Origin of the sequence: Pseudomonas sp. O230, from assembly GCF_045447035.1 — a bacterium.
Taxonomy (GTDB): domain Bacteria; phylum Pseudomonadota; class Gammaproteobacteria; order Pseudomonadales; family Pseudomonadaceae; genus Aquipseudomonas.
Genome location: NZ_JBJGXN010000006.1, coordinates 357,244 through 383,980 on the forward strand (window position 1 = coordinate 357,244; position 26,737 = coordinate 383,980).

The 26,737-nt window shown below is 60.7% G+C and carries 23 protein-coding genes; 8 read left to right on the forward strand and 15 right to left on the reverse strand.

What is annotated here, in order from left to right:
• Nucleotides 1–57: 57 nt before the first annotated feature.
• Nucleotides 58–870 (forward strand): XopAW family type III secretion system calcium-binding effector, encoded by an 813-nt coding sequence (xopAW, locus tag ACI77H_RS15290; RefSeq protein ID WP_407012613.1) that lies wholly within the window; start codon nt 58–60, stop codon nt 868–870.
• A 106-nt stretch (nt 871–976) separates the two neighbouring features.
• Here the strand turns inward: xopAW and ACI77H_RS15295 are convergent, their stop codons facing one another.
• From ACI77H_RS15295 to ACI77H_RS15315, 5 genes are all read right to left on the reverse strand, one after another.
• Nucleotides 977–2,032: an AI-2E family transporter gene (locus tag ACI77H_RS15295; RefSeq protein ID WP_407012614.1), complete on the reverse strand. Its 1,056-nt coding sequence runs from the start codon at nt 2,030–2,032 to the stop codon at nt 977–979.
• Between the two features lie 70 nt (nt 2,033–2,102).
• Nucleotides 2,103–2,909: a DUF4892 domain-containing protein gene (locus ACI77H_RS15300; protein WP_407012615.1), complete on the reverse strand. Its 807-nt coding sequence runs from the start codon at nt 2,907–2,909 to the stop codon at nt 2,103–2,105.
• A gap of 8 nt (nt 2,910–2,917) precedes the next feature.
• Nucleotides 2,918–3,577, reverse strand: coding sequence for a glutathione S-transferase family protein (locus ACI77H_RS15305; RefSeq protein WP_407012616.1), 660 nt, complete (start codon nt 3,575–3,577; stop codon nt 2,918–2,920).
• Between the two features lie 50 nt (nt 3,578–3,627).
• Nucleotides 3,628–4,482, reverse strand: a complete 855-nt coding sequence (locus ACI77H_RS15310; protein ID WP_407012617.1) for an alpha/beta hydrolase — start codon at nt 4,480–4,482, stop codon at nt 3,628–3,630.
• Nucleotides 4,479–5,285 (reverse strand): alpha/beta fold hydrolase, encoded by an 807-nt coding sequence (locus tag ACI77H_RS15315; RefSeq protein ID WP_407012618.1) that lies wholly within the window; start codon nt 5,283–5,285, stop codon nt 4,479–4,481. The genes ACI77H_RS15310 and ACI77H_RS15315 overlap by 4 nt, the downstream gene beginning before the upstream one ends.
• A gap of 205 nt (nt 5,286–5,490) precedes the next feature.
• Between ACI77H_RS15315 and ACI77H_RS15320 the strand changes: the two genes are divergently transcribed.
• Nucleotides 5,491–8,493 (forward strand): RHS repeat-associated core domain-containing protein, encoded by a 3,003-nt coding sequence (locus tag ACI77H_RS15320; protein WP_407012619.1) that lies wholly within the window; start codon nt 5,491–5,493, stop codon nt 8,491–8,493.
• A 9-nt stretch (nt 8,494–8,502) separates the two neighbouring features.
• Here ACI77H_RS15320 and ACI77H_RS15325 read toward each other — a convergent pair whose 3' ends face one another.
• The 5 genes from ACI77H_RS15325 to ACI77H_RS15345 form a co-directional block, all read right to left on the reverse strand.
• A complete protein-coding gene (locus ACI77H_RS15325) occupies nt 8,503–8,946 on the reverse strand; it encodes a hotdog fold thioesterase (protein ID WP_407012620.1) in 444 nt (147 codons plus the stop codon).
• A 32-nt stretch (nt 8,947–8,978) separates the two neighbouring features.
• The gene (locus tag ACI77H_RS15330; RefSeq protein ID WP_407012621.1) at nt 8,979–10,646 is read right to left on the reverse strand and encodes an AMP-binding protein; all 1,668 of its coding nucleotides are present in this window, start codon (nt 10,644–10,646) and stop codon (nt 8,979–8,981) included.
• A 210-nt stretch (nt 10,647–10,856) separates the two neighbouring features.
• Nucleotides 10,857–11,309, reverse strand: a complete 453-nt coding sequence (gene sixA, locus ACI77H_RS15335; protein ID WP_407012622.1) for a phosphohistidine phosphatase SixA — start codon at nt 11,307–11,309, stop codon at nt 10,857–10,859.
• Nucleotides 11,306–11,653 carry a DUF4389 domain-containing protein gene (locus tag ACI77H_RS15340; protein ID WP_407012623.1) on the reverse strand — a complete coding sequence of 116 codons (348 nt, stop codon included), beginning with the start codon at nt 11,651–11,653 and terminating at the stop codon, nt 11,306–11,308. Before ACI77H_RS15340 ends, sixA begins: the two co-directional genes overlap by 4 nt.
• Before the next feature lie 31 nt (nt 11,654–11,684).
• On the reverse strand, nt 11,685–12,710 hold the full coding sequence (locus ACI77H_RS15345) for an NAD(P)H-dependent glycerol-3-phosphate dehydrogenase (protein WP_407012624.1): 1,026 nt from the start codon (nt 12,708–12,710) through the stop codon (nt 11,685–11,687).
• A 196-nt stretch (nt 12,711–12,906) separates the two neighbouring features.
• On the opposite strand from ACI77H_RS15345, the gene ACI77H_RS15350 reads away from it, so the two are divergent.
• The 6 genes from ACI77H_RS15350 to ACI77H_RS15375 all read left to right on the forward strand — a co-directional run bounded on the left by ACI77H_RS15350 (nt 12,907) and on the right by ACI77H_RS15375 (nt 20,442).
• Complete coding sequence (locus ACI77H_RS15350) at nt 12,907–15,030, forward strand: TonB-dependent receptor plug domain-containing protein (protein ID WP_407012625.1); 2,124 nt, start codon at nt 12,907–12,909, stop codon at nt 15,028–15,030.
• A complete protein-coding gene (locus ACI77H_RS15355) occupies nt 15,031–15,963 on the forward strand; it encodes an ABC transporter substrate-binding protein (protein WP_407012626.1) in 933 nt (310 codons plus the stop codon).
• Nucleotides 15,960–17,861, forward strand: coding sequence for an ATP-binding protein (locus ACI77H_RS15360; RefSeq protein WP_407012627.1), 1,902 nt, complete (start codon nt 15,960–15,962; stop codon nt 17,859–17,861). Before ACI77H_RS15355 ends, ACI77H_RS15360 begins: the two co-directional genes overlap by 4 nt.
• Before the next feature lie 247 nt (nt 17,862–18,108).
• Nucleotides 18,109–18,624: a 3-hydroxyacyl-[acyl-carrier-protein] dehydratase FabA gene (gene fabA / locus ACI77H_RS15365; RefSeq protein WP_008148022.1), complete on the forward strand. Its 516-nt coding sequence runs from the start codon at nt 18,109–18,111 to the stop codon at nt 18,622–18,624.
• 11 nt (nt 18,625–18,635) lie between these two features.
• A complete protein-coding gene (gene fabB / locus ACI77H_RS15370) occupies nt 18,636–19,856 on the forward strand; it encodes a beta-ketoacyl-ACP synthase I (protein WP_407012628.1) in 1,221 nt (406 codons plus the stop codon).
• 397 nt (nt 19,857–20,253) lie between these two features.
• On the forward strand, nt 20,254–20,442 hold the full coding sequence (locus tag ACI77H_RS15375) for a hypothetical protein (RefSeq protein WP_407012629.1): 189 nt from the start codon (nt 20,254–20,256) through the stop codon (nt 20,440–20,442).
• Between the two features lie 70 nt (nt 20,443–20,512).
• On the opposite strand, the gene ACI77H_RS15380 is transcribed toward ACI77H_RS15375, so the two are convergent.
• The 5 genes from ACI77H_RS15380 to cysM form a co-directional block, all read right to left on the reverse strand.
• Nucleotides 20,513–21,055, reverse strand: a complete 543-nt coding sequence (locus ACI77H_RS15380) for a DUF2058 domain-containing protein (RefSeq protein WP_008041629.1) — start codon at nt 21,053–21,055, stop codon at nt 20,513–20,515.
• Between the two features lie 28 nt (nt 21,056–21,083).
• Nucleotides 21,084–21,917, reverse strand: coding sequence for a nucleoside triphosphate pyrophosphohydrolase (gene mazG / locus ACI77H_RS15385; RefSeq protein WP_407012718.1), 834 nt, complete (start codon nt 21,915–21,917; stop codon nt 21,084–21,086).
• A gap of 121 nt (nt 21,918–22,038) precedes the next feature.
• Nucleotides 22,039–24,282, reverse strand: coding sequence for a GTP diphosphokinase (relA, locus tag ACI77H_RS15390; RefSeq protein WP_407012630.1), 2,244 nt, complete (start codon nt 24,280–24,282; stop codon nt 22,039–22,041).
• 122 nt (nt 24,283–24,404) lie between these two features.
• On the reverse strand, nt 24,405–25,757 hold the full coding sequence (gene rlmD, locus ACI77H_RS15395) for a 23S rRNA (uracil(1939)-C(5))-methyltransferase RlmD (protein ID WP_407012631.1): 1,353 nt from the start codon (nt 25,755–25,757) through the stop codon (nt 24,405–24,407).
• Nucleotides 25,757–26,659, reverse strand: coding sequence for a cysteine synthase CysM (cysM, locus tag ACI77H_RS15400; protein ID WP_407012632.1), 903 nt, complete (start codon nt 26,657–26,659; stop codon nt 25,757–25,759). Before cysM ends, rlmD begins: the two co-directional genes overlap by 1 nt.
• Between the last annotated feature and the right edge of the window lie 78 nt (nt 26,660–26,737).

Genomic DNA, 26,737 nt, shown 5'->3' on the forward strand with positions numbered 1-26,737 from the left:
CTTGAGGCTGCATAAGCCGGTGCACCCACCGGTTTTCCATTCCAGGGAGTGAGCCCAATGATCGGTAGCGTCAGCAACTACACGAGCTATACCAGCACCAGCAGCACCACAATCAGCAATGCACGCAGCCAGCAATTTCAGAAAGAACTGCTCACCAAACTCGACACCAACAGCGACGGTTCGGTGGATCAGGACGAGCTCACCAGCGCTCTGTCGCAGAAAACCGAGGACGGTCTACTGGTCAGCCTGAGCAAGAATTTCGCCGACCTGGACAGCGACGACAGTGGCAGCCTGAGCAGCGAAGAAATGGCCGCGATGGCGCCACCGCCAGCGCGGCCGCATGATCAGGCACCGAACACCGAACTGGCCGACGCGCTGATCAGCGCTCTGGACGCCGACAGTGACGGCGCCATCAGCAGCGATGAACTGAGCAACGGCCTGACCAGCGCCGGCAGCAGTGCCGACAGCACAGAGATCTTTTCGGCGCTGGACAAAAACGAAGATGGCGTCGTCAGCAAGGATGAACTCACCGCCAGCCTCGCCCCACCACCACCCCCGCCGCAACAGGTGTCCAGCGACGAATTGTTCAGCCAACTCGATGCGGACAGCGACGGCAGTGTCAGCGCCAGCGAATTGAGCAGTGCATTGCAGGCCAGCAGCAGTTCAACCACCAGCAGCGAAAGCAGTGGCGACGTCAGCAGCGACGAGTTGGAAGCCGCGCTGCAAGCCGGTCGCGAGAAAAACAGCAACAGCGCCACCGATCAGACAAACGTGACGCAAGCGTTGAACAAAATGATCGCCAACCTGAGCAAGCAGTACTCGCTCGACAAAGTGGCGACGGTGGGCAAGTACCTGAACGTCACGAGCTGATCTCGTAGGAGCCGGCTTGCTGGCGATGGCATCACTGCGGCGTTTCAGGTGAACCGCGGTGATGCTATCGCCGGCAAGCCGGCTCCTACAAGTGATGTGAAGGCAGTCAGGGCCGGCGGTCTTCCACCCGCGCCTGACTCTTGCTCCAATCGGTCAACAGGCTATAGGCCACGGCCAGCAACGTCGGCCCGATAAACAGACCGATGAACCCGAAAGCGATCAACCCGCCAAACACGCCCAGCAGCACAATCACCAACGGTAAATTACCGCCGCGACTGATCAGGTAAGGCTTGAGCACGTTGTCGACCCCACTGATGATGAACGTCCCCCAGATCCCGAGGAACACCGCCATCCCGTATTCACCTTTCCAGGCGAGCCACGCCGTGGCCGGAATCCACACCAACGGTGGCCCCATGGGAATCAGGCTAAGCAGGAAGGTGACGATGCCCAGCACCAGCGCACCCGGCACCCCGGCAATCAGGAAGCCGATCAGCGCCAACACCGCTTGCGCCGCCGCCGTCCCGATCACACCGTTCACCACCCGTTGCACCGTCCCCGCTACCAGTTCGATGTAGTAACCGGCGCGATCACCGATCAACCGCTGCAGCAGCCCATGGACAAACGCTGCTAAACGCGGCCCGTCCCGGTAGAAAAAGAATACAAACACAATGCTGAGTGTCAGTTCGAGAATGCCGCCGCCAATCTGCGCACTACGCGCCAACAGCCAGTTGCCGACCTGCCCCAGATAAGGTTTGAGCGACACCATCATCGCCGCGCCCTGCTGATCGATGCTGTTCCAGATCACCACCAGACGCTCGCCCACCAGAGGAACACTGCCCAGCCAGCCCGGGGCCTCCGGCAGGCCATCCATCTGTACGTCCTTGATGAACGCCGTGGCATCACGCACATGGTCCGCCAGGTTGAAACCCAGCCACACCAGCGGCACCGCCACCAGCAACATCCAGCCGAGGGTCAGCAAGGCCGCCGCCAGGGATTCTCGCCCATTGAGCCATCGGGTCAGCAAACGCATCAGCGGCCAACTGGCGAACGCCAGCACCGCGCCCCAGAACAAGGCCGACCAGAACGGCGCCATCACCCAGAAGCTCGCGCCAAACAGCACCAGGAGCAGGATCTGCACCAACAGCCGATCGTTATTGATCATCCACGTCTCGAAAAAAGTCAGTCAGCCAATAGAGTAGGCGAACGCGGCAAGCACGTTCGCCGGCCCCAGCTTATCGCAACAGCTCGATGTGCAGGCCAGAGCCTTCGACGGTGCCGGTTTCCATCCTGGCCGTACGCACACCCTGGCCGATCAGGGCCTGACGCCAGGCTTCGGCCTGCGGCCCGGAAACACTGACCCGCAACGTGGTGTCCAGATTCAGTCCACGGGATATCAAGCGCAGCCAGGTATCGTCAGGATCGCCGGTCAGCTTGGGGAAATCGAGTTCACCGGTGCTTTTGAGCTCTCGAAGCAAGGTGGCGGAAGTCGGCAGCAAATCACCCAACGGTGCGGCGGCGTCGAATTGCTCGACGTGCAGATAGGCTTTGCGGTTGCCGCGAGTGATGCTGTAAAGCGCCACCAGGCTGTTGTCCCGCGGCGCCGCCAGACGCAACAGCAAATACGCCTGCTGATCGTCGGCCCCATAGAGCTTGGCGTTGCCGAAAACCTCATTGGCCCACAGGCTGCTCTCGCCGCAATCGCGGGCCTGGCACCAGAACAGCAACTGGGCGTCCTGCTTCTGCAAGGCTTCGCGAGCGGCGGTGAAGGCTTCGGTGGAAGAATGCTCCGCAGGCAGCTCGTAGGTCACCGAGGTGGTTTGGCCGCGGGCGCTGACCTGACCGTCGAAGCGCAACTGTCCGCTGATCTTGCGGATTGAGCCCAACGGGTAGATTCGCTCAAGCTCAACCGGCGGGCGATAGTCGACGATCTGCGAATCGGCTAACCGCGGCACGATTGGCAGGTCCTGACTGCCCGACACATCGGCGGCAAACAACAAAGGACTGAAACAACACAGGGCCAGCAGGCTGATGGAGCGCATGGACAGGTTCATCGGATCAGCATGGCCTGGGCACCCTTGACGACACTGGCATCGTCGATGCGTTCCGGCACCAGCAGGCCGCGCTGCACCGCCGGACGCGCCTCCATCGTCGCCATCCAGCGTTGCAAGGCCGGCAAGCCGTCCACTGCCACACCGGACCACTCGTGACCGCGGACCCACGGATAGGTCGCGATGTCGGCAATGCTGTATTCGTCCGCCAGAAACGCTACGTCTTGCAGGCGCGTGTCGAGCACTTCATACAGACGACGGGTTTCATGCTGATAACGGTCGATGGCGCCCTGGAGCTTTTCCGGAAAGTAACGGAAAAACACGTTGGCCTGACCCTGCATCGGATCGACTCCGCCCATCTGGAACATCAGCCACTGCAACACCACCGAGCGCCCTTTCGGGTCCTTGGGCAGCAGCTTGCCGCTCAGTTCTGCCAGATAAATCAGGATGGCGCCGGATTCGAAAACGGCAAAATCGCCGTTGGCGCGGTCGACAATCGCCGGAATCCGGCCATTGGGGTTGATCTTGAGGAAGTCCGCGGACTTCTGTTCCTTTTTGTCGAAACTCAAGGCGTGCACCGTGTAGGGCAGGCCGAGTTCCTCGAGCACGATAGAGACCTTGTGGCCATTCGGAGTCGCAGCGGTGTAGAGATCTATCATGGTTGTCTCCCATTTCAACCCGCCCAGCCTCGACAGTTGCCCGGCGCAAGTCAAGGAACGGCGAAGAACCGATTGAAACAGTCTGCGACAAGGTCGGCGCCGGGTTCGTCATTCAGGTGCAAATGATGACCGCCAGGCAGCTGTTCACGGCTAAAGGGTAGACGCTCCAGCAACTCGGGATGTTTGGCGAGCATGCCGTCGGCCGCGACGACCAGCAGCGCAGGACAACTGACGCGCTGGACGAAGGCCATCGCTTGCTCGGTGGTAAGACGCAGCGGCGATGGCAGCGTCAGTCGGTTATCGGTGCGCCAGGTGTAACCGCCCGGCACCGGCATCAAGCCGCGTTGCGCCAGTAATTCGGCGGCTTCGCGACTGACCGCCACCAGGCCTTTCATGCGCGCTTCGATGGCGCGATCAAGGGTGTTGTAGACCGGCTTGCGTTTCTCCCGCAGGTCCAGTTGCGCTTGCAGGGCCATGCCCATGCGCTCGGCGGCATTTTCGCCTTTGTCTGTAGGAGGAATGATGCCGTCGATCAAGGCCAGGTGCGTGATCCGCTCCGGTAGCGACCCGGCAATGATCAACGAAGCGATTGCGCCCATGGAGTGTCCCATCAGCGCAAAACGCTTCAAGCCAAGCTGTTCGGCGACTTGCAGCACGTCATGGGCGTAGTCCCACATCGCGTAACCGGCACCTGCCGGGCGATGCCCGGAATGACCGTGACCGGCCATGTCCAGCGCGATGATGCGCAACCCTTTGAGCTTCGGTGCCAAGCGGGCAAAGCTGTTGGCGTTATCCAGCCAGCCGTGCAAGGCAATGACCGGCAAACCGTCCTCGGGGCCGAACAGGTGCGCTGCCAGCTCTATGTGCGGCAGGCTCAGGCGAACTTCCTCGACGGCATGGCTCATGCGCAATCCTGCAGATGGCGAGCGTCCCAGCGGCTGAACAGGTTTTTCAGCAGCGTGGCGGTGTCCTGGGGACGTTCGAGGGGAAACATGTGGCCGCCGGGCATAGTCAGGGATTCGCCCAACGGCATGCGCCCGACGGAACTGGCGTGATGACGCATCACCACGCGGCTTTTGTGCCCACGCACCACCGCCAGCGGCACTTTCAGTTGCCCTGCGCGACCGGGGCTGGTGTGCGGTACGCCCCGGTAGATACTGATTTCCGTGGCGGGGTCGAAACGCAGGCGCAGTTTGTCGCCGACTTTGTGCAAACCGTGTTGCAGGTAAGCGTCGAAACATTCCGGATCGAAACCGCGAAACAGGGTTTTGCCAGCAAAATAACGGCGGGCACTCTCGATATCGGCGAACTCTTCGCGCCGCCCCAGTGTGCGGCCGGCCGGCGTCAGGCGGTCGATAAAACCGAAACGCTTGGCGGCGCGGATCACCCATTGATCGGCACGGGTCAGCACTGGCGAATCGAGCATCACCACGCCGCGATAGAGCTCGGGACAGCGCAACGCCGCATGCAGGTGCAGCACGCCACCGAAGGAGTGGCCGACACCCCACACCGGTTCTGCCTGTTGCTTGAGGTGATGAATCAGCTCGTCCACCAGGTTGTGCCAGTTATCATCCGCCGGAAAACGCGGGTCATGGGCATGCTGCTGCAAATGGGCAACCTGATACTCAGGCGCCAACGCCGCGAACAGCTTGCCGTAGGTTCCCGAGGGGAAACCATTGGCGTGGGCGAAAAATATCTGCTGCGGCATACCGGTCGTTCCATCAACGAAAAACAGAACCCGATTGTCCGCAAGCCCACCGGGAACCGCAATGACCGTAACTGCCAGGAATGATGACAGTCGTGCCGTGGCTATGAGCGGCCCGGTGGGCCCGACCTGTTATTTCTGACAGTTGACAGGCAATCCTCATGACGCGGATAAGAGCACTTTCGCCAAGCCTCGGGCAACGCCTGTCATGACCCACGCCAACACGCCCGCCATTGCAGTGATCGACTCTCGCGGGCTGGGCGTGCGTGCTGTGGCCTATCACCGCCGCGATTACTGCGCAGCTGAAAGCTGCATCACCCAGCAGGTACACAATGTTGTCGGGCGGGCGGTGTTGAGTCGCGACCCACGGTTGTTTCTTTTACACCAGGCAGGCCAGAGCGCCGCCAATCAAATCAGCGTGTTCAGCCTGTCAGGGACGCTGTTGTTATCGGAAAACAGCGATGCCGGCTGGCGCCTGGGTTTGCCCGGCGAGGATGGACAAAGCGTCGAAGGATGGGATCAGAAACTCAGCCATAACCGCGTGCACTACGACGGACAGCGCCGGCCGATCGCTTCATTCGAGCACGCCCACGGTGACGCGGAACACTGCATCGCAAGGTTTTCCTACGCTGCCGCCAGCGCCGATGAAAGCCTTAACCGGCGTGGCCAATTGATTCGGCAGGACGACACCGCCGGCACCTTGCAATACATCACATTCGGCCTTGGCGGCACCCCACTGGAACACAGCCGTACCTTTGTCGAAGATCCGCAATGGTCCGTGGATTGGCCCGCGACGGAGAGCGAATGCGATGGTTATCTGGAAGCTGAACCTTTGATCACCCGCCTCCACTGCAACGCGGTGGGCGAACCCATCAGGCAGACCGATGCAAAAGGTAACGTTCAGAGATTCATTCAGACCCGTGCTGCAGAGTTGAAGGCAGTCCACCTGACACTTGCCGGACAGCCCCAGGAAAAAACCCTGGTCAGTGAAATCCAGTACAACGCCTTTGGACAGGTCAAACGGCAACGCGCGGGAAACGGCGTCATTTCATGTGCGACATTTCGCCCGGAGGATGGGCGGCTGGAACACCTGAAGACTTACGTGTCAAATCACTCCGGGCTTCAGGACCTGACTTACGAATACGATGCGGTCGGCAATATCACGGGCCTGAGCGACACCGCCGCCCCGACTCGCTTTCACCGCAATCAGCGAATCGACCCCACCCATCGCTACCGTTATGACAGCCTCTACCGACTGATAGCCGCCAGCGGCCGACAGCTTCGCAATGCCGCCAGTGGGCCGCAATTACCGGCCTTTCAATCTGCATCCGACCCAGGGCAACTGGAAAATTACACGCGTATTTACACCTACGATGTGGCCGGCAACCTGGAGCTCATGCAACACCTCGCGGACAGTGGCAACCGCACCGAACGCACAGCCATCGCCGCTTCCAGCAATCGCAGCCTGCCCGAAAGAACCGATGGCAAGCTGCCCAACGACAACGACATTGCTGCCGGATACGACGTGAACGGCAACCGAATGACCCTTCAACCGGGACAAGACTTGCTTTGGAATCTGCGCAACCAGTTGCGCCAGGTCGATCGGGTGGTGCGTGAGGACGAGCCCGACGACACCGAGATTTACCTCTACGACGGCAGCGGCCAACGCCTGCGAAAGATCCGCCAGACCTACACCGGCACGTTGACCCGCACCCACGAAACCCGCTACCTGCCGGACCTGGACATTCGCACATCGGCAGACGAGATCCTCCACGTCATCACGATCAAGGCCGGGCGCGGGACGCTGCAGGTACTGCATTGGGAACAAAAACCGGCGTCGGGCATCCCTCAGGACCAGCATCGCTACAGCTTCACCGATCACTTGAACTCCAGCACCGTAGAACTGGATGAAGAAGCCAGACTGATCACATCGGAACGTTACTACCCGTACGGAGGAACGTGCTGGTGGGCCTGGCGAAACACGCTGGAGGCGAGTTATAAAACCATTCGTTATTCGGGTCAGGAGCGGGATGCAACCGGGTTGTATTACTACGGATTTCGGTACTACGTGCCGTGGTGCCAGCGGTGGTTAAGTGCCGACCCGTTGGGTACGGCGGACGGGTTGAATTTGTTTGCAATGGTGCATGGCAATCCCATCGGACATGTCGACTTGCAAGGGTTGATCACTGCGGGTGAGGTTTTCAGCGCTGCCAGCGCCTCTATCGGCCGCGACGGCTTGAGCGCGTTGGCGGGCGGGCTTATTCGATACGGAGCAGCACAAGGGCTGATGCAGTTAGCCACAAACACCTCCGATGATCCGGACGCTCAGACCGTAGACGCCACCGCCAATTTGGCTTTAACCGTCGCAGGCACCGGCGTCGGTGCGTTGGTCGGAGGATCAATGGGCATGGGTGCGGGCAGCAACATCGTTTCCCGATACAGCAACAGTCGCACCGCACAAAGAATTGGAGCGGGCATCGGCGCTTTTTTGGGCGCGGCCACGGGAGCAGCGGCGCCAATCCATGCGTATTTGAGCAACCCTGAAGCACTGAACGTTGTCGCGCTCAGCATCGTCACCAGTGTGCCCGGGAATCTGACACGAGAAACAGGGCAGCGAATTTCCCCAGAACTCGGCCCCAGAGTCACGCTTGCCCCCTCCGGACTGGCGATGGCCCTTCGTACGCCAGTTTATGGAGCGTTACTGTTTGCGGGCGGAACAAGTCGCGCAGAGATGCCAGCCTGGGCCGGCGTGCTCATCAGCGCCGGCTTCGAAGGCCTCGACGGTGCGTCCATCACCGCCATCAACTCACTACTGGGAGGCACTTTTGTATCGGGCACCAACGAATTTTCCATGCCACGGTTTTGGGAGGTGATGTACGGGTGGTTTACCCGTACGGCCGGGTCAGGATTAACCGCTTCGTTAACATTCCTGTCCAGTCCGCTGACAAGCGCTATCGCAAACCCCAATGTGCAGATGGGCACCATGGCGACCATGGCCACGCCCACAGTAGCCCGCACCTACCTGGGGCAACATGTGCAACGCGGCACCGCCATGTTGTTCAGATTTGACGACAGTGATTTCAGACTGGACCGTTTCTCTCCGCCAAACCGCGAGTGGGCTACTTCTGCGCCCCAGAGCTATCACCCGGAGCTGCCCACTATGGGGGACTTGCCCATGACCTTAACCCGTCGCGGCTCTGCCCATGCCTGAACAGCCGGTTCAGCGCACCGGTGGATTCTCCCCCAACGGCACCACCGCCATGGTCAACCGCGACACACAACTGGCCTTGCCCTCATCGCTGGTCAGCCGAATGTCCCAGACATGCGTCGTGCGCCCGATGTGAATCGCCTTGGCCACCGCCGTCACCCGTCCGCTGCGCAACCCGCGCAAATGGTTGGCGTTGATCTCAAGGCCCACGCAGTAAAATTTGCTGGCATCGATGCACAGATAACTGGCCATGGAGCCGACCGTTTCGGCCAACACCACCGAAGCACCGCCATGCAGCAAACCATAAGGCTGGTGAGTGCGATGATCGATGACCATGCTCGCCGTCAGCGAGGCTTCGTCGAAGGCTTCGAAGCGGATATCCAGCACTTCGCCGATGGTGTTTTTCTGGATTGCGTTCAACTGCTCGATGTTGGGGGTGGTACGCCACAAACTCATTGCACACATCCTTTGTTGGTTTTATTCGTGACTCAATCCTGCCACAGCACCGCTTCGCTGCGCTCGCTCCATTCTTCGAACCGGGCCCCATAAGCCGCTTCGATCACATTGCGCTTGATCTTCAGGGTCGGTGTCAGGAAGCCGTTTTCTACGGCCCAGCTGTCTTTGACGACCACGAGCCGGCGCAGGCGCTCATGTTTATCGAGGGCGCCGTTGACCTCCTCAAGAAGTTTTTCCAGGCTTGAATGCAGGCCTGCACGCGCGGTTCCACCGGCGTCCTGCTGCCCGACCGCCGAGAGCACGCACAACCCCAGCGGCGCGCTCAACCCATCGCCGACCACGCAGACTTGTTCGATGCGTGAATGTATCGCCAAACGATTTTCGATCGGCGCCGGCGCCACGTACTTGCCTTTGCTGGTCTTGAAGATTTCCTTCAGGCGCCCGGTCAGGCGCAAATAGCCTTCGGCGTCCTGTTCGCCCTTGTCACCGGTGCGCAGGAAGCCGTCCTCGGTGATGGTATCGGCGGTCTTTTCCGGCTCCTTGAAATAGCCGAGCATGGTTGCGCCACTGCGCACCATGACCTCGCCCGATTCGGCGATCCGCACTTCAACCTCCGGGCAAGGCTGGCCAATCCAGCCCGGTTTGTTGTCGCCGGGCCGGCCGATGTGGGAGTAACCGCAGCTTTCGGTCATGCCGTAGACCTCCAGCACGTCCAGCCCAAGTTTGCGGTACCACAGCAACAACGTCTGCGGCACCGGCGCGGCGCCGGACAAGGCGACGCGCAAAGCGTCCAGCCCCAGCCCGGCGAGCACTTTGTGCCCTACCCGCTTACCGATGAAGGGCAGGCCGAGCAGGAAGTCGAGGCGTTTGGCCGGGATCTTGCCGTACACGCCCATCTGGAATTTGGTCCAGATACGCGGCACGCCAAACAGCGCCGTCGGCCGCGCACGCTGCAAATCGGTGAGAAAGGTGTCGAGGCTCTCGGCAAAAAACACGGTTTGCCCGGTATAGATCGACGCCAGTTCGACGAACATACGCTCGGCGACGTGGCACAGCGGCAGATAGGACAACAATCGATCCGACTCATTGAGGCCGAACAACTGCGAGCCGCGGGTGGTGGCAAACCCCAGGTTGCCGAAGCTGTGCATCACGCCCTTGGGCATGCCGGTGGTGCCGGAGGTGTAAATGATGGTCGCCAGTTTATCGGCGGTCGGTTGGGGATTGTCCTGGATCGGCGAGCAGGTTTGCAGGTCGGCCCAGCTGAAATCGAAGGTGCCAGGTGGATGCAGTGGCAGGCTGATGGTCGGCAGGTCGGGGTTGACCCCGCGGGCCATGCCCGGCCAGTCGTCGAGTTTGCCGATGAAGACCAGCGCTGCTTCGGAATGTTCGAGTACTTGCGCCACGGAGTCGGCGGTGAGGTTCGGGTACAACGGCACCGACACATGCCCGGCCATCCAGATTGCGAGGTCAGCGATGATCCAGTGCGCGCAGTTTTTCGAGATCAGGGCGATGTGGCTGCCTTGCGGCAGTTCGCGGGCGCGTAGCCAGTGCGCGGCGCACCGGGCCTGATGACCGACGTCCTCCCAGGTCAGGGTTTCGACCTGGCCGCCGCCCGTGGGCTGAACCAGGAAGCGCTGGCGGGGATGACGGGCTTCGCGCTCATAGAAGGCGTCCAGCGGCAAACGAAAAGCAGCAGACATGCGACTCGCTCCTTTATTTTTGATCTGGAGCAAGCGTAGTCAACCAAGCGGTTGCTTGGTTGACTATTTCATTACAAAAAATCAGTAACGCCACCGCCCCTGTGGGAGCGTGGCTTGCCCGCGATGCAGGCACCGCGGTGTATCAGGGAAACCGAGTAGATATCATCGCGGGCAAGCCACGCTCCCACAGTTGACCGAGGGCACCTGAGGCTACGGGTGCTTGATGCCGTTGAGCTTCATCGCCCCGGCCAGCGGCAAATCGCCTTCCAGCTCGGCAAGGCCGGCGGTTTTCACCGCTTCCGGTTGTTGTACATGGCCGTGTTGCAGGTAACCCAGCAGATTGCCCACCAGCGGGTTATGGCTCACCAACAACGCGTAATCGACCGACACCAATTGCTCTGCCACCGCTTGCGGGCGGTTGTCGGGGGTCAGCCATTCGACGGTGCGGATGTCCGGCTGGAAACCCAGTGCTTCCCGCACCAGTTCCGCCGTCTGCTGCGCTCGCAGATACGGACTGGCATAGATGGCCGTAATCGGCTGACCGATCAGCTCGGCCGCACTGCGCAGTGCCTCTTCACGACCGTGGGCGGTCAGTGCCCGCTCGGGGTCCGGACGCGAGCCGAAAGGCTCGGCTTCGCCATGACGCAATACCCAGAGTTTCATAGCTTGGGTTCCTCATCTCGGACCGGATGCGGGGCAGGCGCCACGACGTGGGGCGCTTCACCTTCCGGCGTACGCGGCGTCGGCCAGTCGGCGAACGGCCACGGTTTCTGGTCGCTGTGAAACGTGCCGAAACGACCGATCTGCGCCAGGAACTGGCTCAGGCTGTCGCCGAAATTCATCAGGCTGGCGCTCGGGGCGCCATAGATCAAACGATAGATCAGTTGCACCAGCACCACGGCGCCGAGGATGAACTGCGCCACCTGCCAGACCAGCAGGAAGACGATCATCCACAACACCCGCAGCAGGATGGATTCGTACTTGGCTTCTGTTTTCGGATCGTTCATGTGCAACTCCCTGCTTTTCTGGAAAGCGTGATCAGTTGAAACCACTGGTGGAAATAAAGTCGACGTCGGTTTTCGGTTCACCACGCATCAGCAGCTCAATCACCTGGTTCAGCGTGCGCCCTTCGAACAGGATCGCGTGCAGCCCGGCGACCAGCGGCATATACACGCCCACCTCTTGAGCTTTGGCCTTGAGCACCTTGAGGGTGTTGACGCCTTCGGCCACTTCGCCCAGGCGCGTCACCGCGTCTTCCAGGCTCAAGCCCTGACCGAGGGCGAAGCCGACCTGGTAGTTGCGGCTTTTCGGCGACGAACAGGTGACGATCAAATCCCCCACCCCCGCCAGTCCCAGGAACGTCATCGGGTTGGCACCCTGATTCACTGCGAAGCGGGTCATTTCCGCCAGCGCGCGGGTGATCAGCATGCTCTTGGTGTTTTCACCCATGCCCAACGCCACGGCCATGCCGGCGATGATCGCGTAGACGTTTTTCAGCGCCCCGCCCAACTCCACGCCGAAGCGGTCGGCGCTGGCGTACACGCGAAAGGTGCGCCCGTGCAACGCTTCCTGAACCCGCTGACAGAGTTCTTCGTCCTCGCTGGCGACGACCGTGGCGGTCAGCGCGTGCTCGGCGATTTCACGGGCCAGATTCGGTCCGGACAGCACGCCGATGCGCGCTTGCGGGGCGATTTCTTCGAGGATCTCGCTCATCAGTTTAAAGGTGTGGGCTTCGATGCCTTTGGTCAGACTCACCAGCAACTTGCCGCTCAAGCGATCGGCGTGCGGCACCAGCACCGAGCGCAGTGCGCTGGAAGGCAACGCGACAAAACACAGGTCGCAGGCGTCCAGCGTGGCTTGCAGGTCAGTGACCGCCTCCACGCCTGGCAGAATCTTGATGCCCTTGAGGTAACGCGGATTCTCGCGATTGACCCGAATGGCCTCGGCCTGTTCGGGGTCACGCATCCACTGTCGGACCTGATGCCCATTCTCGGCCAGCAGATTAGCCACGGCGGTACCAAAACTTCCGCCTCCCAGGACCGCAATTGGGCGCTGTTCAGTCATATGCAATCCGTTAATCCATACCAGTGGCGATGTCGGCATTATACGGAGCGGCCCAGTGGCGGCCAGCCCTCGTGTCAATTACCGGCACTTGTAGAAAGAAGACTGATAAAACCGAGGAAAATGCCGGCATCGTGACTGAAAAAGTCGACCCGCTCGGTTAACATGCGCGGCACCTAATCGCTATCAAGGATGTGTTGTGTCGTTTGGCCCTGCCGCACCTCGCTCGCCGCTGGTTCTGGCGCTGATCTTCAGCCCCCCATTGCTGGCTGACGACCTGTTTCTCGACAACGAGTCGCTGCCGCAAGTGCTGACGGCTACGCGTCTTAAACAGTCGCCGGCAGCGGTTCCGGGCAGCATGACGGTGATCGACAGCGAACTGATCAATGCCAGTGGCGCCCGGGACATCAGCGAATTGCTGCGACTGGTGCCGGGAATGATGGTCGGCAACATCAGCGGCAATCAGCCGGTGGTGAACTATCACGGCACCAACGCCAGCGAAGCGCGGCGCATGCAGGTGCTGATCGACGGCCGCTCGGTGTACCGCGCCGGCCTGGCCACGGTCGACTGGAGCGACATTCCGGTGGCCATGGAAGACATCGAGCGCATCGAAGTTTTCCGTGGTCCGAACACCGTCAGCTATGGCGCTAACGCGTTGATGGCGGTGGTCAACATCATCACCCGCAACCCGGCCGACAGCCACGGCACGCGAATGAAAGTCACCCGTGGCCAGCGCGGCATCGATGACTTTTACGCCAGTCAGGGGGTGGGTTGGGACGGTGGCGACCTGCGTCTGTCGCTGTCCGGCCAGCAGGACGACGGCTTTGACTCGGACCGCAAGGGCGCCGATTACCGCGACAGCCGCCGCTTGAACCGCTTCAACCTCGCCGTCAGCCAGACGCTCAACGAACAGCAAAGCCTCGACTGGCAATTGAATGCCAAGGACGGCAGCAACCAGCGGCCTTATACCTACCGCCCGGTGTTCTCGGGGATTACCGCCGCCGGGAACAATTCCGACGTTGTGGCCAAGGACTATGCCGGCTCTCTGCGCTGGAACCTCGATATAAATCCTGATCACAGCCTTTATATCCAGGGCTCGGCCCAGCACTGGGATCGTCAGCAGACTTGGCGCGCCTGCGACGCCGAGGTCTCGTTCAGCCCTGAACTGACCGAGCTCTGGCAGCTCAATCCGAATTACACCGAGCGTCTGGCGCGCAACATCGAGCGCTACGTCGTCCCCGGCGCTCCGTCCGGCACGCCGGCAGAACAAGCCTTGGCCAATAAAGTGCTCGACCAGTGGCGCAAGGGCGCCGGACAAACCCTGTGCGGCGACATCGACCAGAGCACCCGAGAATCGCGCTACGACCTCGAACTGCAAGACACCCTCAGCCTGTCCGACAGTCTGCGACTGGTCAGCGGCCTGAACTATCGTTACGACCGGGCAGACTCCGAGACCTACTTCAATGGCACACTCGACGACACGACGTGGCGTGCGTTCGGCCAGCTCGAATGGCGCGCCAGCGAACACTGGTTGCTACAGGGCGGTGCGATGTTCGAAGACACGCAATTGATCGGCAGCTCGCTGACGCCGCGAGTGGCGGTCAACTACCTGATCACGCCTCGCCACGGTTTGCGTGCGGTGTACTCGGAAGCCATCCGCTCGCCGGACATGTTCGAGAACAACGTCAACTGGAGTTACCGGGTGACCAACCTGCAACCCGCCGCCTATGGCCAGAACAGCGCCCGTTACTTCGTCAGGACCCGCGGTCCGGGTAACCTTGAGCAAGAACACATGCGCTCAAGAGAACTGGGTTACAACGGTTTCTTCGCCGAGTGGGGACTGGCGCTGGACGTGAAGGTGTTTCACGACGAAATCACCGGCATGATCAGCGAGCCGCTGCGCAACAATCAGTACATCGCCAGCAACGCCAACAGCTCGCGCTTCACCGGCACGGAAACCCAGCTCGACTGGCACCTGAGCAGTGCCGACCGCTTGCGCCTGACGTACGCCTACGTCGATGCCGAGGCGAGCAATCCGCTGGATGCGCAACAGACCGCGCGCAACAGCGGCTCCGCCGGCTGGCTGCGCGATTGGGGCCACGGGTGGAACAGCGCGCTCTTCTACTATGGTGACGACGCGTTGAACGGCTATCGCTTTGAGCGCGTCGACACGCGCATCGCCAAACACCTTGGCCTGGGCAAGGCCAGTCTGGAACTGGCAGGCGTGCTTGCGCAGCGCCTCGACAACCAACCCACGACGTTCATCGACAACCGCTACGACCAGCGGCGAGTGCTCTACTTCAGTGCGGAGCTGGCGTTCTAGATGCTGCGTTCTCTATCGCGGAAGATGCCAAACCCTGGCCGCCTGTTGGCCGGGTTGTGCCTGGTGTTTGCCGGGTGGCTGGGTAGTCACTCGGCCAGCGCTGCCGAGATTCTGCTGGCCGGTGCCGACGATAGCGCGGGCATGCAGTCTTTCGCCAAGGCCCTGAGCGACTTGCGCCCCGCCGACACCGTTCGCTTTCAACCACTGGCCAATCTGCCGGCACCGGACAAGCTACCCATCGGCACGCGGTTGATCCTGCTCGATCTGCCGAGCCTCGACTGGCGCCTGCAAGACGCCCGAGGCCCGGCGACGCTGGTGCTGCGCATCAGCCGCCTGCAAGCCCGTCAACGCCTGGGGGCGACCTTGCCGGCACATTTGAGTCTGCTGTGGAGCGATCCACCGCTGGAACGGCAATTACGCCTGACTCGAATCCTTTTGCCTCAGGTCAAACGGGTCGGGGTGCTTTACGACAGCCACAGCGAATTTCTCTTGGACGAACTGCGCGAAATCGCCAGGCCTTTGGGCTTCGAAATCGTCACTGAGCGCTGGGACAACACCCATGACAGCCGACCGCTGCAGACGCTGCTGAAAAACAGTGACGTGCTGCTGGGCCTCGACGATCCCGATCTGTACAACCCCAAAACCGCGAAAAACCTGCTGCTCAGCAGCTACGCACGGCAAACCGCGCTGATCGGGCCCAACGCCGGGTTCGTCAAGGCCGGAAGCCTGGCCAGCACCTACAGCGATCAAAGCGACTGGCTGGCGATTCTCGACGACCTGCTCGACCAGCCACCGGCCATGTGGCCGCGCACGCACTACGCCGATCGCTTCAAAGTCTTGAATAACCCGCAAGTGACTCGTTCATTAGGCATTGAACAGATCAATGAAGCGTTGGTCGCAACACAGTTGGCCGAAGGAGAACGCCGCCCGTGACTTTCCATCGTCGTTGGGACATCAACACGCGAACCCAGATCATCAGCCTCGGCCCTGCCCTGCTGCTGACCTTGCTGCTGATCAGCTTTTTCACCTTCGTGCGGATCCAGGACCTGCGTCAGGAGCTCAACCACACCGGTCAACTGATCGCCAACCAACTGGCACCGGCCGCCGAATACGGGGTGATTTCCGGCAACAACGAGGTGCTTGAAAGTTTGCTCAAAGCCACCCTGGCGACGCCCAATGTGCGCTTTCTGGAAGTACAGGACAGCGCCAACCGGATTCTGTTGTACGTCGAGCACCCCTCGGAAACCCACACCCGCTCGCAACAGGTTGAAGTGTTCCAGTCGCCGGTGCGTTTGCAACGCATCGCGTTGCACAATGATTTCTTCCAGGGCAGTAAAGCCGCCATCACCGTCCCCAGCGAGGATTATCTGGGTCGGGTCATCGTCGGTTTGTCGAATGACGCCTTCAACAAGCGCCAACAGGAAATCCTCCTCAAGGCCGGCATCCTGGCGCTGTTTGCCTTGCTGTTTACCTTCCTGATCGCCCGACGCCTGGCCGGCAGTCTGTCGCAGCCGATCCGCGATATCGGCAACGCGGTCAAGGCGATTCAGAGCGGCGACTACAAAACGCCGCTGCCGATTGTCGACGACACCGAACTCGGCGCGCTGTCGCAGCACATCAACAACCTCGCCAGCGGTCTCGAACAGGCTAGCCGCGAGCAGCACCAGGCCATGGCGCAGTTGATCCAGACGCGCGAAGAAGCGGAAAAGGCCAACAACGCCAAATCGGATTTCCTGGCGATGATGAGCCATGAATTGCGCACGCCGATGAATGGCGTGCTGGGCATGCTGCAACTGCTGGAAACTACCGAGATGACCGAGGAGCAGGTCGAGTACGCGGCGCTGGCCTCGGAGTCCACCGAACACCTGCTCAAAGTCATCAATGACATTCTCGACTTCTCGCGCATCGAACGTTCGGAGCTGGAACTGGAGCACATCCCGTTCAACCTCACGGACCTGATCAGCAGTTGCGCCCAATCGTTCTCGCACAGCGCGCTGCAACGCGGACTCGACCTGGCGTTGCTGATTCCCGAGGACATGCGTGCGTTGCAAGTGCAGGGCGACCCGACGCGGATCCGGCAAATACTGGTGAACCTGGTGGGCAATGCGCTGAAATTCACCGAGCAGGGTCGCGTCAGCATCGAACCGCAGTGGCAGTCGCTGGATCACGAACTGTTGTGGTTCACCTGCACCGTGCGTGACAGCGGGATTGGCATCTCGGCCGAAAGCCTGGAGTTGATGTTCAACGCGTTCCAGCAGGCTGACAGCTCTATTTCAAGGCGTTACGGCGGCACCGGGTTGGGCCTGCCGATTGCCCGCACCCTGGCAGAACGCATGGGCGGGACCTTGCGCGCCCAGAGTGAAGAAGGTCGCGGCTCGGTGTTCACCCTGGAAATCCCGTTGGCGCTGTATAAACAGAAGCTCCCGGTACTGGCACCGCGCACACCGACCGGCAGCGGCGATGGTGAAGGACGCAATGTATTGCTGGTCGAAGACAACCCGGTCAACCAGACCGTGATCGAAGCAATGTTGCGCAGTCTGGGCTTTACTGTCAGCGTCGCCACGGACGGCGCGCAAGCGGTGCGAAGTGCCGAAAGTCTGATTTTCGAAGCGATTCTGATGGACTGCCGACTGCCAATCATCGACGGCTACGAGGCCACCCGCCAGATCCGCCAACTGCCCGGCTGCATCGACCTGCCGATCATCGCGCTGACTGCCAATGCCCTGCAGGGCGACCGCGAAGCCTGTCTAACGGCGGGAATGAACGATTACCTGGCCAAGCCCTTCAAACGCACTGATCTGCAGCAAATTCTGCAGCGCTGGGTGCAGTAGTGCAGGCCTTTCGACCATCTGCGACTGGCGTGAAAGGCGAAAGTGCGGCAGTCTTAGGCACCCGAACAGGCCCGAAAAGGGGCTTGAATAAAAATTTCAGTGCACAAGTGTACATTCATGTCCTTGGTGCTGTGACTTTCACCACAACGCAATAGTCTATGAGTAGGCTGCAGACTCGAGGCATAAATGCTTCGATCGGCCGGGAAGATTTGCCCCACCTGCCGCATGGGACTATTGAGGAGCTCGCATGACCCAACAAAACGCCTTTACTCGGGAAGACCTGCTGCGCTGCAGTCGCGGTGAGCTGTTCGGCCCAGGTAACGCACAACTGCCCGCCCCGAACATGCTGATGGTGGATCGCATCACCCATATCAGTGCCGAGGGTGGCAAGTACGGCAAAGGTGAATTGGTCGCCGAGCTGGATATCACTCCGGACCTGTGGTTTTTCGCCTGTCACTTCGAAGGTGACCCGGTGATGCCGGGCTGCCTGGGCCTCGACGCCATGTGGCAACTGGTCGGCTTCTTCCTGGGCTGGCAAGGCCTGCCGGGCCGCGGTCGCGCGCTGGGTTCGGGCGAAGTGAAGTTCTTCGGTCAGGTCCTGCCGACCGCCAAAAAAGTTACGTATAACATTCAGATCAAGCGCGTGCTGAAGGGCAAGCTGAACCTGGCGATCGCCGATGGTTCGGTCAGCGTCGACGGCCGCGAGATCTACACCGCCGAAGGCCTCCGGGTCGGCGTTTTCACCTCCACTGACAACTTCTAAGGGTTATCCGCATGCGCCGCGTCGTTATCACTGGTCTGGGCATCGTTTCGTGCCTGGGCAATGACAAAGAGACCGTCTCCGCTAACCTGCGTGCAAGCCGCCCTGGCATCCGGTTCAACCCGGAATATGCCGAAATGGGTCTGCGTAGCCAGGTTTCCGGCTCCATTGACCTTCCCCTCGAAGAGCTGATTGATCGCAAGATCTATCGCTTCGTCGGCCACGCGGCGGCTTACGCCTACCTGGCCATGAAAGACGCCATCGCCGACTCCGGTCTGACCGATGAGCAAGTCTCCAACCCGCGTACCGGCCTGATCGCCGGTTCCGGTGGCGCCTCCACGCTGAACCAGATGGAAGCGCTGGACATCCTGCGCGAGAAAGGCGTGAAGCGCGTTGGTCCTTACCGCGTGACGCGGACCATGGGCAGCACCGTTTCCGCCTGCCTGGCCACGCCGTTCCAGATCAAGGGCGTGAACTACTCGATCTCTTCCGCCTGCGCCACCAGTGCTCACTGCATCGGTACTGCGGTCGAACAGATCCAGCTGGGCAAGCAAGACATCGTGTTTGCCGGCGGCGGTGAAGAAGAGCATTGGAGCCAGTCGTTCCTGTTCGACGCCATGGGCGCCCTGTCCACCCAGTACAACGAAACCCCGGAAAAGGCCTCCCGCGCCTACGACGCCAAACGTGACGGTTTCGTCATCGCCGGCGGTGGCGGCATGGTGGTGGTCGAGGAGCTGGAACACGCTCTGGCTCGCGGCGCGAAAATCTACGCGGAAATCGTTGGCTACGGCGCGACCTCCGACGGCTACGACATGGTTGCCCCAAGCGGCGAAGGCGCCATCCGTTGCATGCAGATGGCCATGTCCACCGTGGATACCCCAATCGACTACCTGAACACCCACGGCACCTCGACCCCGGTCGGCGACGCCAAGGAAATGGAAGGCGTGCGTGCGGTATTCGGTGACAAGGCTCCGGCCATCAGCTCTACCAAGAGCTTGTCCGGTCACTCCCTGGGCGCCGCCGGCGTTCATGAAGCGATCTATTGCCTGCTGATGATGGAAGGCAACTTCATCGCCGGCTCTGCCAACATCGACGAGCTGGACCCGGCAGTGGCTGACATGCCGATCCTGACCAAGACCCGCGAAAACGCCACCATCAACACCGTGATGAGCAACAGCTTCGGCTTCGGTGGCACCAATGCGACCCTGGTACTGAAGCGCTGGCAGGGTAAGTAATACCCCGCCTACGCAGCACACAAAAACGCCCCGACTGGTTCGGGGCGTTTTTTTGTGTCTGAAACAAGTGGTCAGACAATGCACAAAACCTGTGGGAGCTGGCTTGCCAGCGATAACGGAGTGTCAGGCAACATAAATTTTTGCCATGTCGACGCCATCGCTGGCAAGCCAGCTCCCACAGGTTTTGCGGTGTTCGAGCCATCGCGAACATGAAGCTTTTGTCATGAAACTAAGCACCCTGCGACCGAATGCCGCGTATTCCGCGGCCTGCAGGACTTTCTCCATTTTTGCAAAAAACCGTTGGCAAACTCTGTCGTTTACTTAGCAAGCTATCAAAATATATAACGGAGTCCTGCACACGCCTTGCTGCAGATATCACAGAGATTGGAGCCAGCAGATGACTGTAAAAGTAACTGAACGCGACGATTCACATAAATCCCACGAAGGCGTAGCCGCCGGTACCCGGATCTGGGACGTGCACCAACAAGGCATGTTGGTCGGGATGTTCCACTCCGAAACCGACGCCCACGGCTACAAGGCCGAACTGGAAAAACTGGAGCAGCAACGAGAGCTCCGGTCCGCCTGAGCAACGACAGCATTGAAAACGACAAACCCCGCCATGAGCGGGGTTTGTCGTTGTGGCAGCCGTTAACCGCTTACCACATCAGATCGTCAGGAATCTGATAGGCCGCGTACGGATCGTCTTCAGCCGCCGCTTCTTCAGTCTGCACGTTCAACTGAACGATGCGCTGCGGATCGCGCTCCTGAATTTTCAGGGCCGCCTCACGCGGGATCACCTCGTAGCCGCCGGCATGGTGCACGATCGCCAGCGAACCGTTGCTGAGCTTGTTGCGCATCAGCGCGTTGACGGACAGGCGCTTGACCTTCTTGTCGTCAACGAAGTTGTAGTAGTCCTCGGTGGTCAGCTTCGGCAGGCGCGAGACTTCGATCAATTGCTTGACCTGCGCGGCGCGGGCCTTGGCCTCGGCCTTCTCTTGCTGCTGACGGTTCAGTTCCTGGTCACGCTTGACCTTCTCGGCCAGTGCTTCCTGCGCCAGGCGCTGCTGGGTATCGTCCTGTTCGATCTGGCCTTTATGGACCAGACGCTGCTGTTTCTGTTTCTCTTTGCCGACCTGTTTGGCCTGCTTTTGGTTGACCAGCCCTGCTTTGAGCAACTGGTCGCGAAGGGAAATGCTCATGGTGCTTATTTCTCACTTAGGCCACTGCTCAACCGCAGCTGGGCAAATTCTTTTCCTGACGTTTGGCTTCGCCCCACAGGACGTCCAACTCTTCGAGGGTGCAATCTTCTATGGGACGGTGGGTGTCGCGCAATGCCTGTTCGATAAAACGGAAGCGTCTTTCGAACTTGCTGTTGGCACCGCGCAGGGCCGTTTCCGGATCAACCTTTAAATGACGCGCCAGATTGACCACGGAAAACAGCAAGTCACCGACTTCATCGGCAATCGCTGCCGAATCGTTATCGGCCATGGCTTCGAGCACTTCATCGAGCTCTTCGCGGACCTTGTCCAGCACCGGCAACGCGTCCGGCCAGTCGAAACCGACCTGCCCTGCGCGCTTTTGCAATTTGGCTGAGCGAGACAACGCCGGCAATGCGGCGGGCACGTCATCGAGCAGCGACAACTGCTCGGGCGCGGATGCCCTCTCGGCGCGCTCCTCAGCCTTGATCTCTTCCCAGCGCTGCTTGACCTGTTCTTCACTCAAACGCGGAACATCCAGCGGCGCGTACAGATCGCCGCTGGGAAACACGTGGGGATGACGACGGATCAGCTTGCGGGTGATGCTGTCGATGACGCCGGCAAATTCGAAGCGCCCTTCTTCCCGGGCCAACTGGCTGTAATAAACCACCTGGAACAGCAAATCGCCCAGTTCACCCTGCAAGTGATCGAAGTCGCCACGCTCGATCGCGTCGGCGACTTCGTAGGCTTCCTCAAGGGTGTGCGGGACGATGGTCGCGTAGGTTTGCTTGATGTCCCACGGGCAGCCGAACTGCGGGTCGCGCAGACGGTTCATCAGGTGCAGCAAGTCTTCAAGGCCGTACATCATTTATCTCTCACCACAAAACCTGTGGGAGCTGGCCTGCCAGCGATGGCATTACCTCGACTCTACTGAAAGACCGAGGTGCCTGCTTCGCTGGCAGGCCAGCTCCCACACGGGGGCATCTTCAAGGGGTACGGTTACGCCGGGTTTCGATGATGTTCGGCAACTGGGAAATCCGCCCCAGCAACCGCCCAAGCGCATCCAGTCCCGGAATCTCGATGGTCAGGGACATCAACGCAGTGTTGTCCTCCTTGTTCGAGCGGGTGTTGACCGCCAGCACGTTGATCCGCTCGTTGAGCAGCACTTGCGAGACGTCACGCAGCAAACCGGAACGGTCGTAGGCGCGGATGATGATGTCCACCGGATAGGTGAGCACCGGCACCGGGCCCCAGCTGACCTGGATGATCCGCTCCGGCTCGCGCCCGCCCAGTTGCAACACCGAGGCACAATCCTGGCGGTGAATGCTCACACCGCGCCCCTGGGTGATGTAACCGACGATGGCATCGCCCGGTAACGGCTGGCAGCAGCCGGCCATTTGCGTCATCAGGTTGCCGACGCCCTGGATCTGAATATCGCCGCGCTTGCCCGGTTTGTAGCCGGTGGCCTTGCGCGGAATCAGTTCCAGTTGCTCGTTGCCGCGTTCCGGCTCGACCAGTTGCTGCGCCAGGTTCACCAGCTGCGCCAGACGCAAATCGCCGGCGCCCAACGCGGCATACATGTCTTCGGCGGTTTTCATGTTGGCCTTGTCGGCCAGCTTGTCGAAATCCACCGCTGGCAAGCCAAGGCGACTGAGTTCGCGTTCGAGCAGGGTTTTACCCGCCGCGACGTTCTGATCGCGCGCCTGCAATTTGAACCAGTGGACGATCTTCGCCCGCGCCCGCGAGGTGGTGATGTAACCCAGGTTCGGGTTCAGCCAGTCGCGGCTCGGGGTGCCGTGTTTGCTGGTGATGATCTCGACTTGCTCACCGGTTTGCAGGCTGTAGTTGAGCGGTACGATGCGCCCGTTGATCTTCGCGCCACGGCAGTTGTGACCAATTTCGGTGTGCACGCGGTAGGCGAAGTCCAGCGGCGTAGCGCCTTTCGGCAAGTCGATGGCGTGACCGTCCGGGGTGAAGATGTAGACCCGGTCCGGCTCGATATCGACCCGCAGCTGTTCGGCCAGGCCGCCAATGTCACCCAACTCTTCGTGCCATTCGAGGACCTGACGCAGCCAGGAGATTTTCTCTTCGTAATGGTTGGAGCCGGATTTGACGTCGGTGCCCTTGTAGCGCCAGTGCGCGCAAACGCCCAGCTCGGCTTCTTCGTGCATGGCGTGGGTGCGGATCTGCACTTCCAGCACCTTGCCCTCAGGGCCGATCACCGCGGTGTGCAGCGAGCGGTAGCCGTTCTCTTTGGGGTTGGCGATGTAGTCGTCGAATTCTTTCGGGATGTGCCGCCACAAGGTGTGGACGATGCCGAGCGCGGTGTAGCAGTCGCGCATTTCCGGCACCAGCACGCGAACGGCGCGCACGTCGTAGATCTGGCTGAACTCCAGACCCTTGCGCTGCATTTTGCGCCAGATCGAATAGATGTGTTTGGCCCGGCCGCTGATGTCGGCATCGACGCCGGTGGCCTGCAATTCGTTCTTCAGTTGGCTCATCACGTCGGCGATGAAGCGCTCGCGATCCAGACGCCGCTCGTGCAGCAGTTTGGCGATCTGCTTGTACTGATCAGGCTCAAGGTAGCGGAAGGACAAGTCCTCCAGTTCCCATTTGATATGACCGATACCGAGGCGGTGGGCGAGCGGCGCGTAGATGTCGAAAACTTCCCGGGCCACACGGTTGCGCTTCTCGTCGTCGGCGGTTTTCACCGCACGGATCGCGCAGGTGCGCTCGGCCAGTTTGATCAGTGCAACACGCACGTCATCGACCATGGCCACGAGCATTTTGCGCAGGTTTTCCACCTGGCCCTGCGTGCCCAGCACCAACGATTGACGGGGGCTCAGGCTGGCGCTGATCGCGGCCATGCGCAACACACCGTCGATGAGTTTGGCGACCACCGGACCGAAGCGCTGGCTCACGGCCGGCAGTTCGATCTGGCCTTCGCGCACGCCGCGGTACAGAACCGCCGCAACCAACGAATCCTGATCGAGTTTGAGGTCGGCGAGAATCTCGGCGATCTCAAGGCCGGTGCGGAAACTCGAGGTCCCTTCGGACCACAGGTTTTTCGCCGCATTGGCTTGTTGTTCGGAGGTGCGAGCGAACTCGCACGCGTCCTTCAAGGCTTCGCGATCCAGTGCCAGATCGACACTGACCGCATGATCGAGCCAAGCCTCGAGATTGATACTGCCGTCGGTGTTGATCGGCTGGTGTGCTCTCACCTGTACCATCTTGCTTACCTTCCCTACGACGCAGATTCAATGCGTCAAATCGCTGACCTTCGCTGCCCATGAGCCCACATCGGGCTGGTACGCGGCTGCACGGGCGGGCCAGTCGGACCAGACGAGCCTTCCTAGCTCGCTTCAAATAACGCCATGGCTTCGACATGTGCCGTCTGAGGAAACATATCGAGAATCCCGGCACGTTTTAACCGGTAGCCCTGCTTGATCAATTCCACCGTGTCGCGCGCCAGCGTTGCCGGATTGCACGACACGTACACCAACCGTTCGGCACCCATCGACTTGAGCTTGCGCACCACCTCGAAAGCACCGTCACGCGGTGGGTCCAAGAGTACCGCACAAAAGCCTTCACGCGCCCATTCGGCATCGGTCAAAGGCTGGGATAAATCGGCCTGAAAAAACTTCACGTTATGCAGATTGTTGCTAGCGGCGTTCGCGGCTGCCCGCTCGACCATCGCCTGCACACCTTCGACCGCCACCACTTCGCGAACGGCTTTGGCCAGCGGCAAGGCAAAGTTACCCAAACCACAGAATAGATCGAGAACGCGTTCATCCGCGTTCGGCTTCAACCAGTCCAGCGCCTGGGCGACCATCGATTCGTTGACCGCCGCGTTGACCTGAATGAAATCTCCCGGCCGGTATGCCAGGTTCAAATCCCACTGTTCAAGGTGATAACCCAACGACTGATCGGCCTCGACCGGTTGCGGTCCGTCCTCGCCATGCAGCCACAATTGAGCTTCATGGAATGCGCAAAAATCTTTCAGGATCGTCAGGTCGGACTCGGACAACGGCGCCATGTGCCGCAGCAAAACCGCCAACGACGAACCACTGAACAGTTCCACATGCCCCAGTGCTTGAGGTTTGCTCAAGCGCCGCAACATTTCCGGCAAGCGGGTCATGATTGGCTGCAAAGGCTGTACCAGCACCGTGCATTCGTTGATCGCAACGATGTCCTGACTGCCCGCGGCGCGGAAACCGACCTCGAGATTTTTCGCTTTCATGTCCCAGCGCACCGCTACACGGGCGCGACGGCGGTAAGCGAACTCTGCACCGCTCAACGGCGCGGCCCATTCTTCGGGTTCGACACCGGCGACCTTGGACAGTTGCTCGGCGAGCATGCGCTGTTTCAGGGCGAGTTGTTCGGTATGCGGCAGATGCTGAACACTGCAGCCACCACAGCGACCGGCATGCGGACACGGCGCCGGGCGACGCAGTTCGCTGGCCTGGAACACCCGTTCGGTGCGCGCCTCGACCACTTTGCCGTGGGCACCCAACACGCGCGCCTCAACTTCTTCACCGGCCAATGCGCCGATGACGAACCAGGTGCGACCTTCGAAAAACGCGATACCACGACCGTCATTGGCCAGACGCTCGATGCTCAAGCGCTGCTTTTTACCGGTCGGAATTTGCGGGGCCTTGCTGCCGCCGGTGGGCTGGAAGCGCAGGCCTCTCTCGTGCTTGGCCATCAGTTGGGCGCGTCGAAAATGCCGGTCGACAAGTAACGGTCGCCACGGTCGCAGATGATCGCGACGATCACCGCGTTTTCAACTTCTTTGGACAGGCGCAGCATCGCTGCCACGGCACCGCCGGAGGAGACGCCGCAGAATATGCCTTCTTCGCGGGCCAGACGACGGGTCACGTCCTCAGCCTCGCTTTGCGCCATGTCGACGATGCGGTCGACGCGATCGGCCTGGTAAATCTTCGGCAGGTATTCCTGCGGCCAGCGACGGATGCCCGGAATCGCCGAGCCTTCCATCGGTTGCAGGCCAACGATCTGCACGGTGTCGCTCTGCTCCTTCAAGTAGCGCGACACGCCCATGATGGTGCCGGTGGTGCCCATCGAACTGACGAAATGGGTGATGGTGCCCTCGGTCTGACGCCAGATTTCCGGGCCGGTGGTGGTGTAGTGCGCTTCTGGGTTGTCACCGTTGGCGAACTGGTCCAGCACCTTGCCACGGCCTTCGGCTTCCATTCGCTGAGCGAGGTCGCGGGCGCCTTCCATGCCTTCTTCCTGAGTCACCAGAATCAGCTCGGCGCCATAGGCCGTCATCGCGGCTTTGCGCTCGGCGCTGGAATTGTCCGGCATGATCAGGATCATTTTGTAACCCTTGATCGCGGCGGCCATGGCCAGGGCGATCCCGGTGTTGCCCGAGGTCGCCTCAATCAGCGTATCGCCGGCGTGGATCTGCCCACGCAACTCGGCGCGGGTGATCATCGACAGCGCCGGACGGTCCTTGACCGAACCCGCCGGGTTGTTCCCTTCGAGCTTGAGCAAAAGGGTGTTGCTGGTGGCGCCGGGCAGGCGCTGCAAACGGACCAGCGGAGTGTTGCCGACGCAATCGGCGATGGTTGGGTACTGCAAGGTCATGGCGTATTCGCAATCCAGACTGCGGGGGCGCCTATCATACCGGCAAACGTTGGAAGGCCATATCACGCAAAGTGCGGT

What these genes read in the sequence shown, in the direction of transcription:
- ACI77H_RS15340 (WP_407012623.1), bottom strand. Translation starts at nt 11,653, where the DNA reads ATGAACGATCCGAAAACAGAAGCCAAGTACGAATCCATCCTGCTGCGG.
- ACI77H_RS15355 (WP_407012626.1), top strand. Translation starts at nt 15,031, where the DNA reads ATGCTGCGTTCTCTATCGCGGAAGATGCCAAACCCTGGCCGCCTGTTG.
- ACI77H_RS15310 (WP_407012617.1), bottom strand. Translation starts at nt 4,482, where the DNA reads ATGAGCCATGCCGTCGAGGAAGTTCGCCTGAGCCTGCCGCACATAGAG.
- ACI77H_RS15330 (WP_407012621.1), bottom strand. Translation starts at nt 10,646, where the DNA reads ATGTCTGCTGCTTTTCGTTTGCCGCTGGACGCCTTCTATGAGCGCGAA.
- xopAW (WP_407012613.1), top strand. Translation starts at nt 58, where the DNA reads ATGATCGGTAGCGTCAGCAACTACACGAGCTATACCAGCACCAGCAGC.
- ACI77H_RS15375 (WP_407012629.1), top strand. Translation starts at nt 20,254, where the DNA reads ATGACTGTAAAAGTAACTGAACGCGACGATTCACATAAATCCCACGAA.
- ACI77H_RS15300 (WP_407012615.1), bottom strand. Translation starts at nt 2,909, where the DNA reads ATGCGCTCCATCAGCCTGCTGGCCCTGTGTTGTTTCAGTCCTTTGTTG.
- ACI77H_RS15295 (WP_407012614.1), bottom strand. Translation starts at nt 2,032, where the DNA reads ATGATCAATAACGATCGGCTGTTGGTGCAGATCCTGCTCCTGGTGCTG.
- ACI77H_RS15305 (WP_407012616.1), bottom strand. Translation starts at nt 3,577, where the DNA reads ATGATAGATCTCTACACCGCTGCGACTCCGAATGGCCACAAGGTCTCT.
- ACI77H_RS15380 (WP_008041629.1), bottom strand. Translation starts at nt 21,055, where the DNA reads ATGAGCATTTCCCTTCGCGACCAGTTGCTCAAAGCAGGGCTGGTCAAC.
- sixA (WP_407012622.1), bottom strand. Translation starts at nt 11,309, where the DNA reads ATGAAACTCTGGGTATTGCGTCATGGCGAAGCCGAGCCTTTCGGCTCG.
- fabA (WP_008148022.1), top strand. Translation starts at nt 18,109, where the DNA reads ATGACCCAACAAAACGCCTTTACTCGGGAAGACCTGCTGCGCTGCAGT.
- ACI77H_RS15345 (WP_407012624.1), bottom strand. Translation starts at nt 12,710, where the DNA reads ATGACTGAACAGCGCCCAATTGCGGTCCTGGGAGGCGGAAGTTTTGGT.
- cysM (WP_407012632.1), bottom strand. Translation starts at nt 26,659, where the DNA reads ATGACCTTGCAGTACCCAACCATCGCCGATTGCGTCGGCAACACTCCG.
- ACI77H_RS15320 (WP_407012619.1), top strand. Translation starts at nt 5,491, where the DNA reads ATGACCCACGCCAACACGCCCGCCATTGCAGTGATCGACTCTCGCGGG.
- ACI77H_RS15315 (WP_407012618.1), bottom strand. Translation starts at nt 5,285, where the DNA reads ATGCCGCAGCAGATATTTTTCGCCCACGCCAATGGTTTCCCCTCGGGA.
- rlmD (WP_407012631.1), bottom strand. Translation starts at nt 25,757, where the DNA reads ATGGCCAAGCACGAGAGAGGCCTGCGCTTCCAGCCCACCGGCGGCAGC.
- mazG (WP_407012718.1), bottom strand. Translation starts at nt 21,917, where the DNA reads ATGTACGGCCTTGAAGACTTGCTGCACCTGATGAACCGTCTGCGCGAC.
- fabB (WP_407012628.1), top strand. Translation starts at nt 18,636, where the DNA reads ATGCGCCGCGTCGTTATCACTGGTCTGGGCATCGTTTCGTGCCTGGGC.
- relA (WP_407012630.1), bottom strand. Translation starts at nt 24,282, where the DNA reads ATGGTACAGGTGAGAGCACACCAGCCGATCAACACCGACGGCAGTATC.
- ACI77H_RS15325 (WP_407012620.1), bottom strand. Translation starts at nt 8,946, where the DNA reads ATGAGTTTGTGGCGTACCACCCCCAACATCGAGCAGTTGAACGCAATC.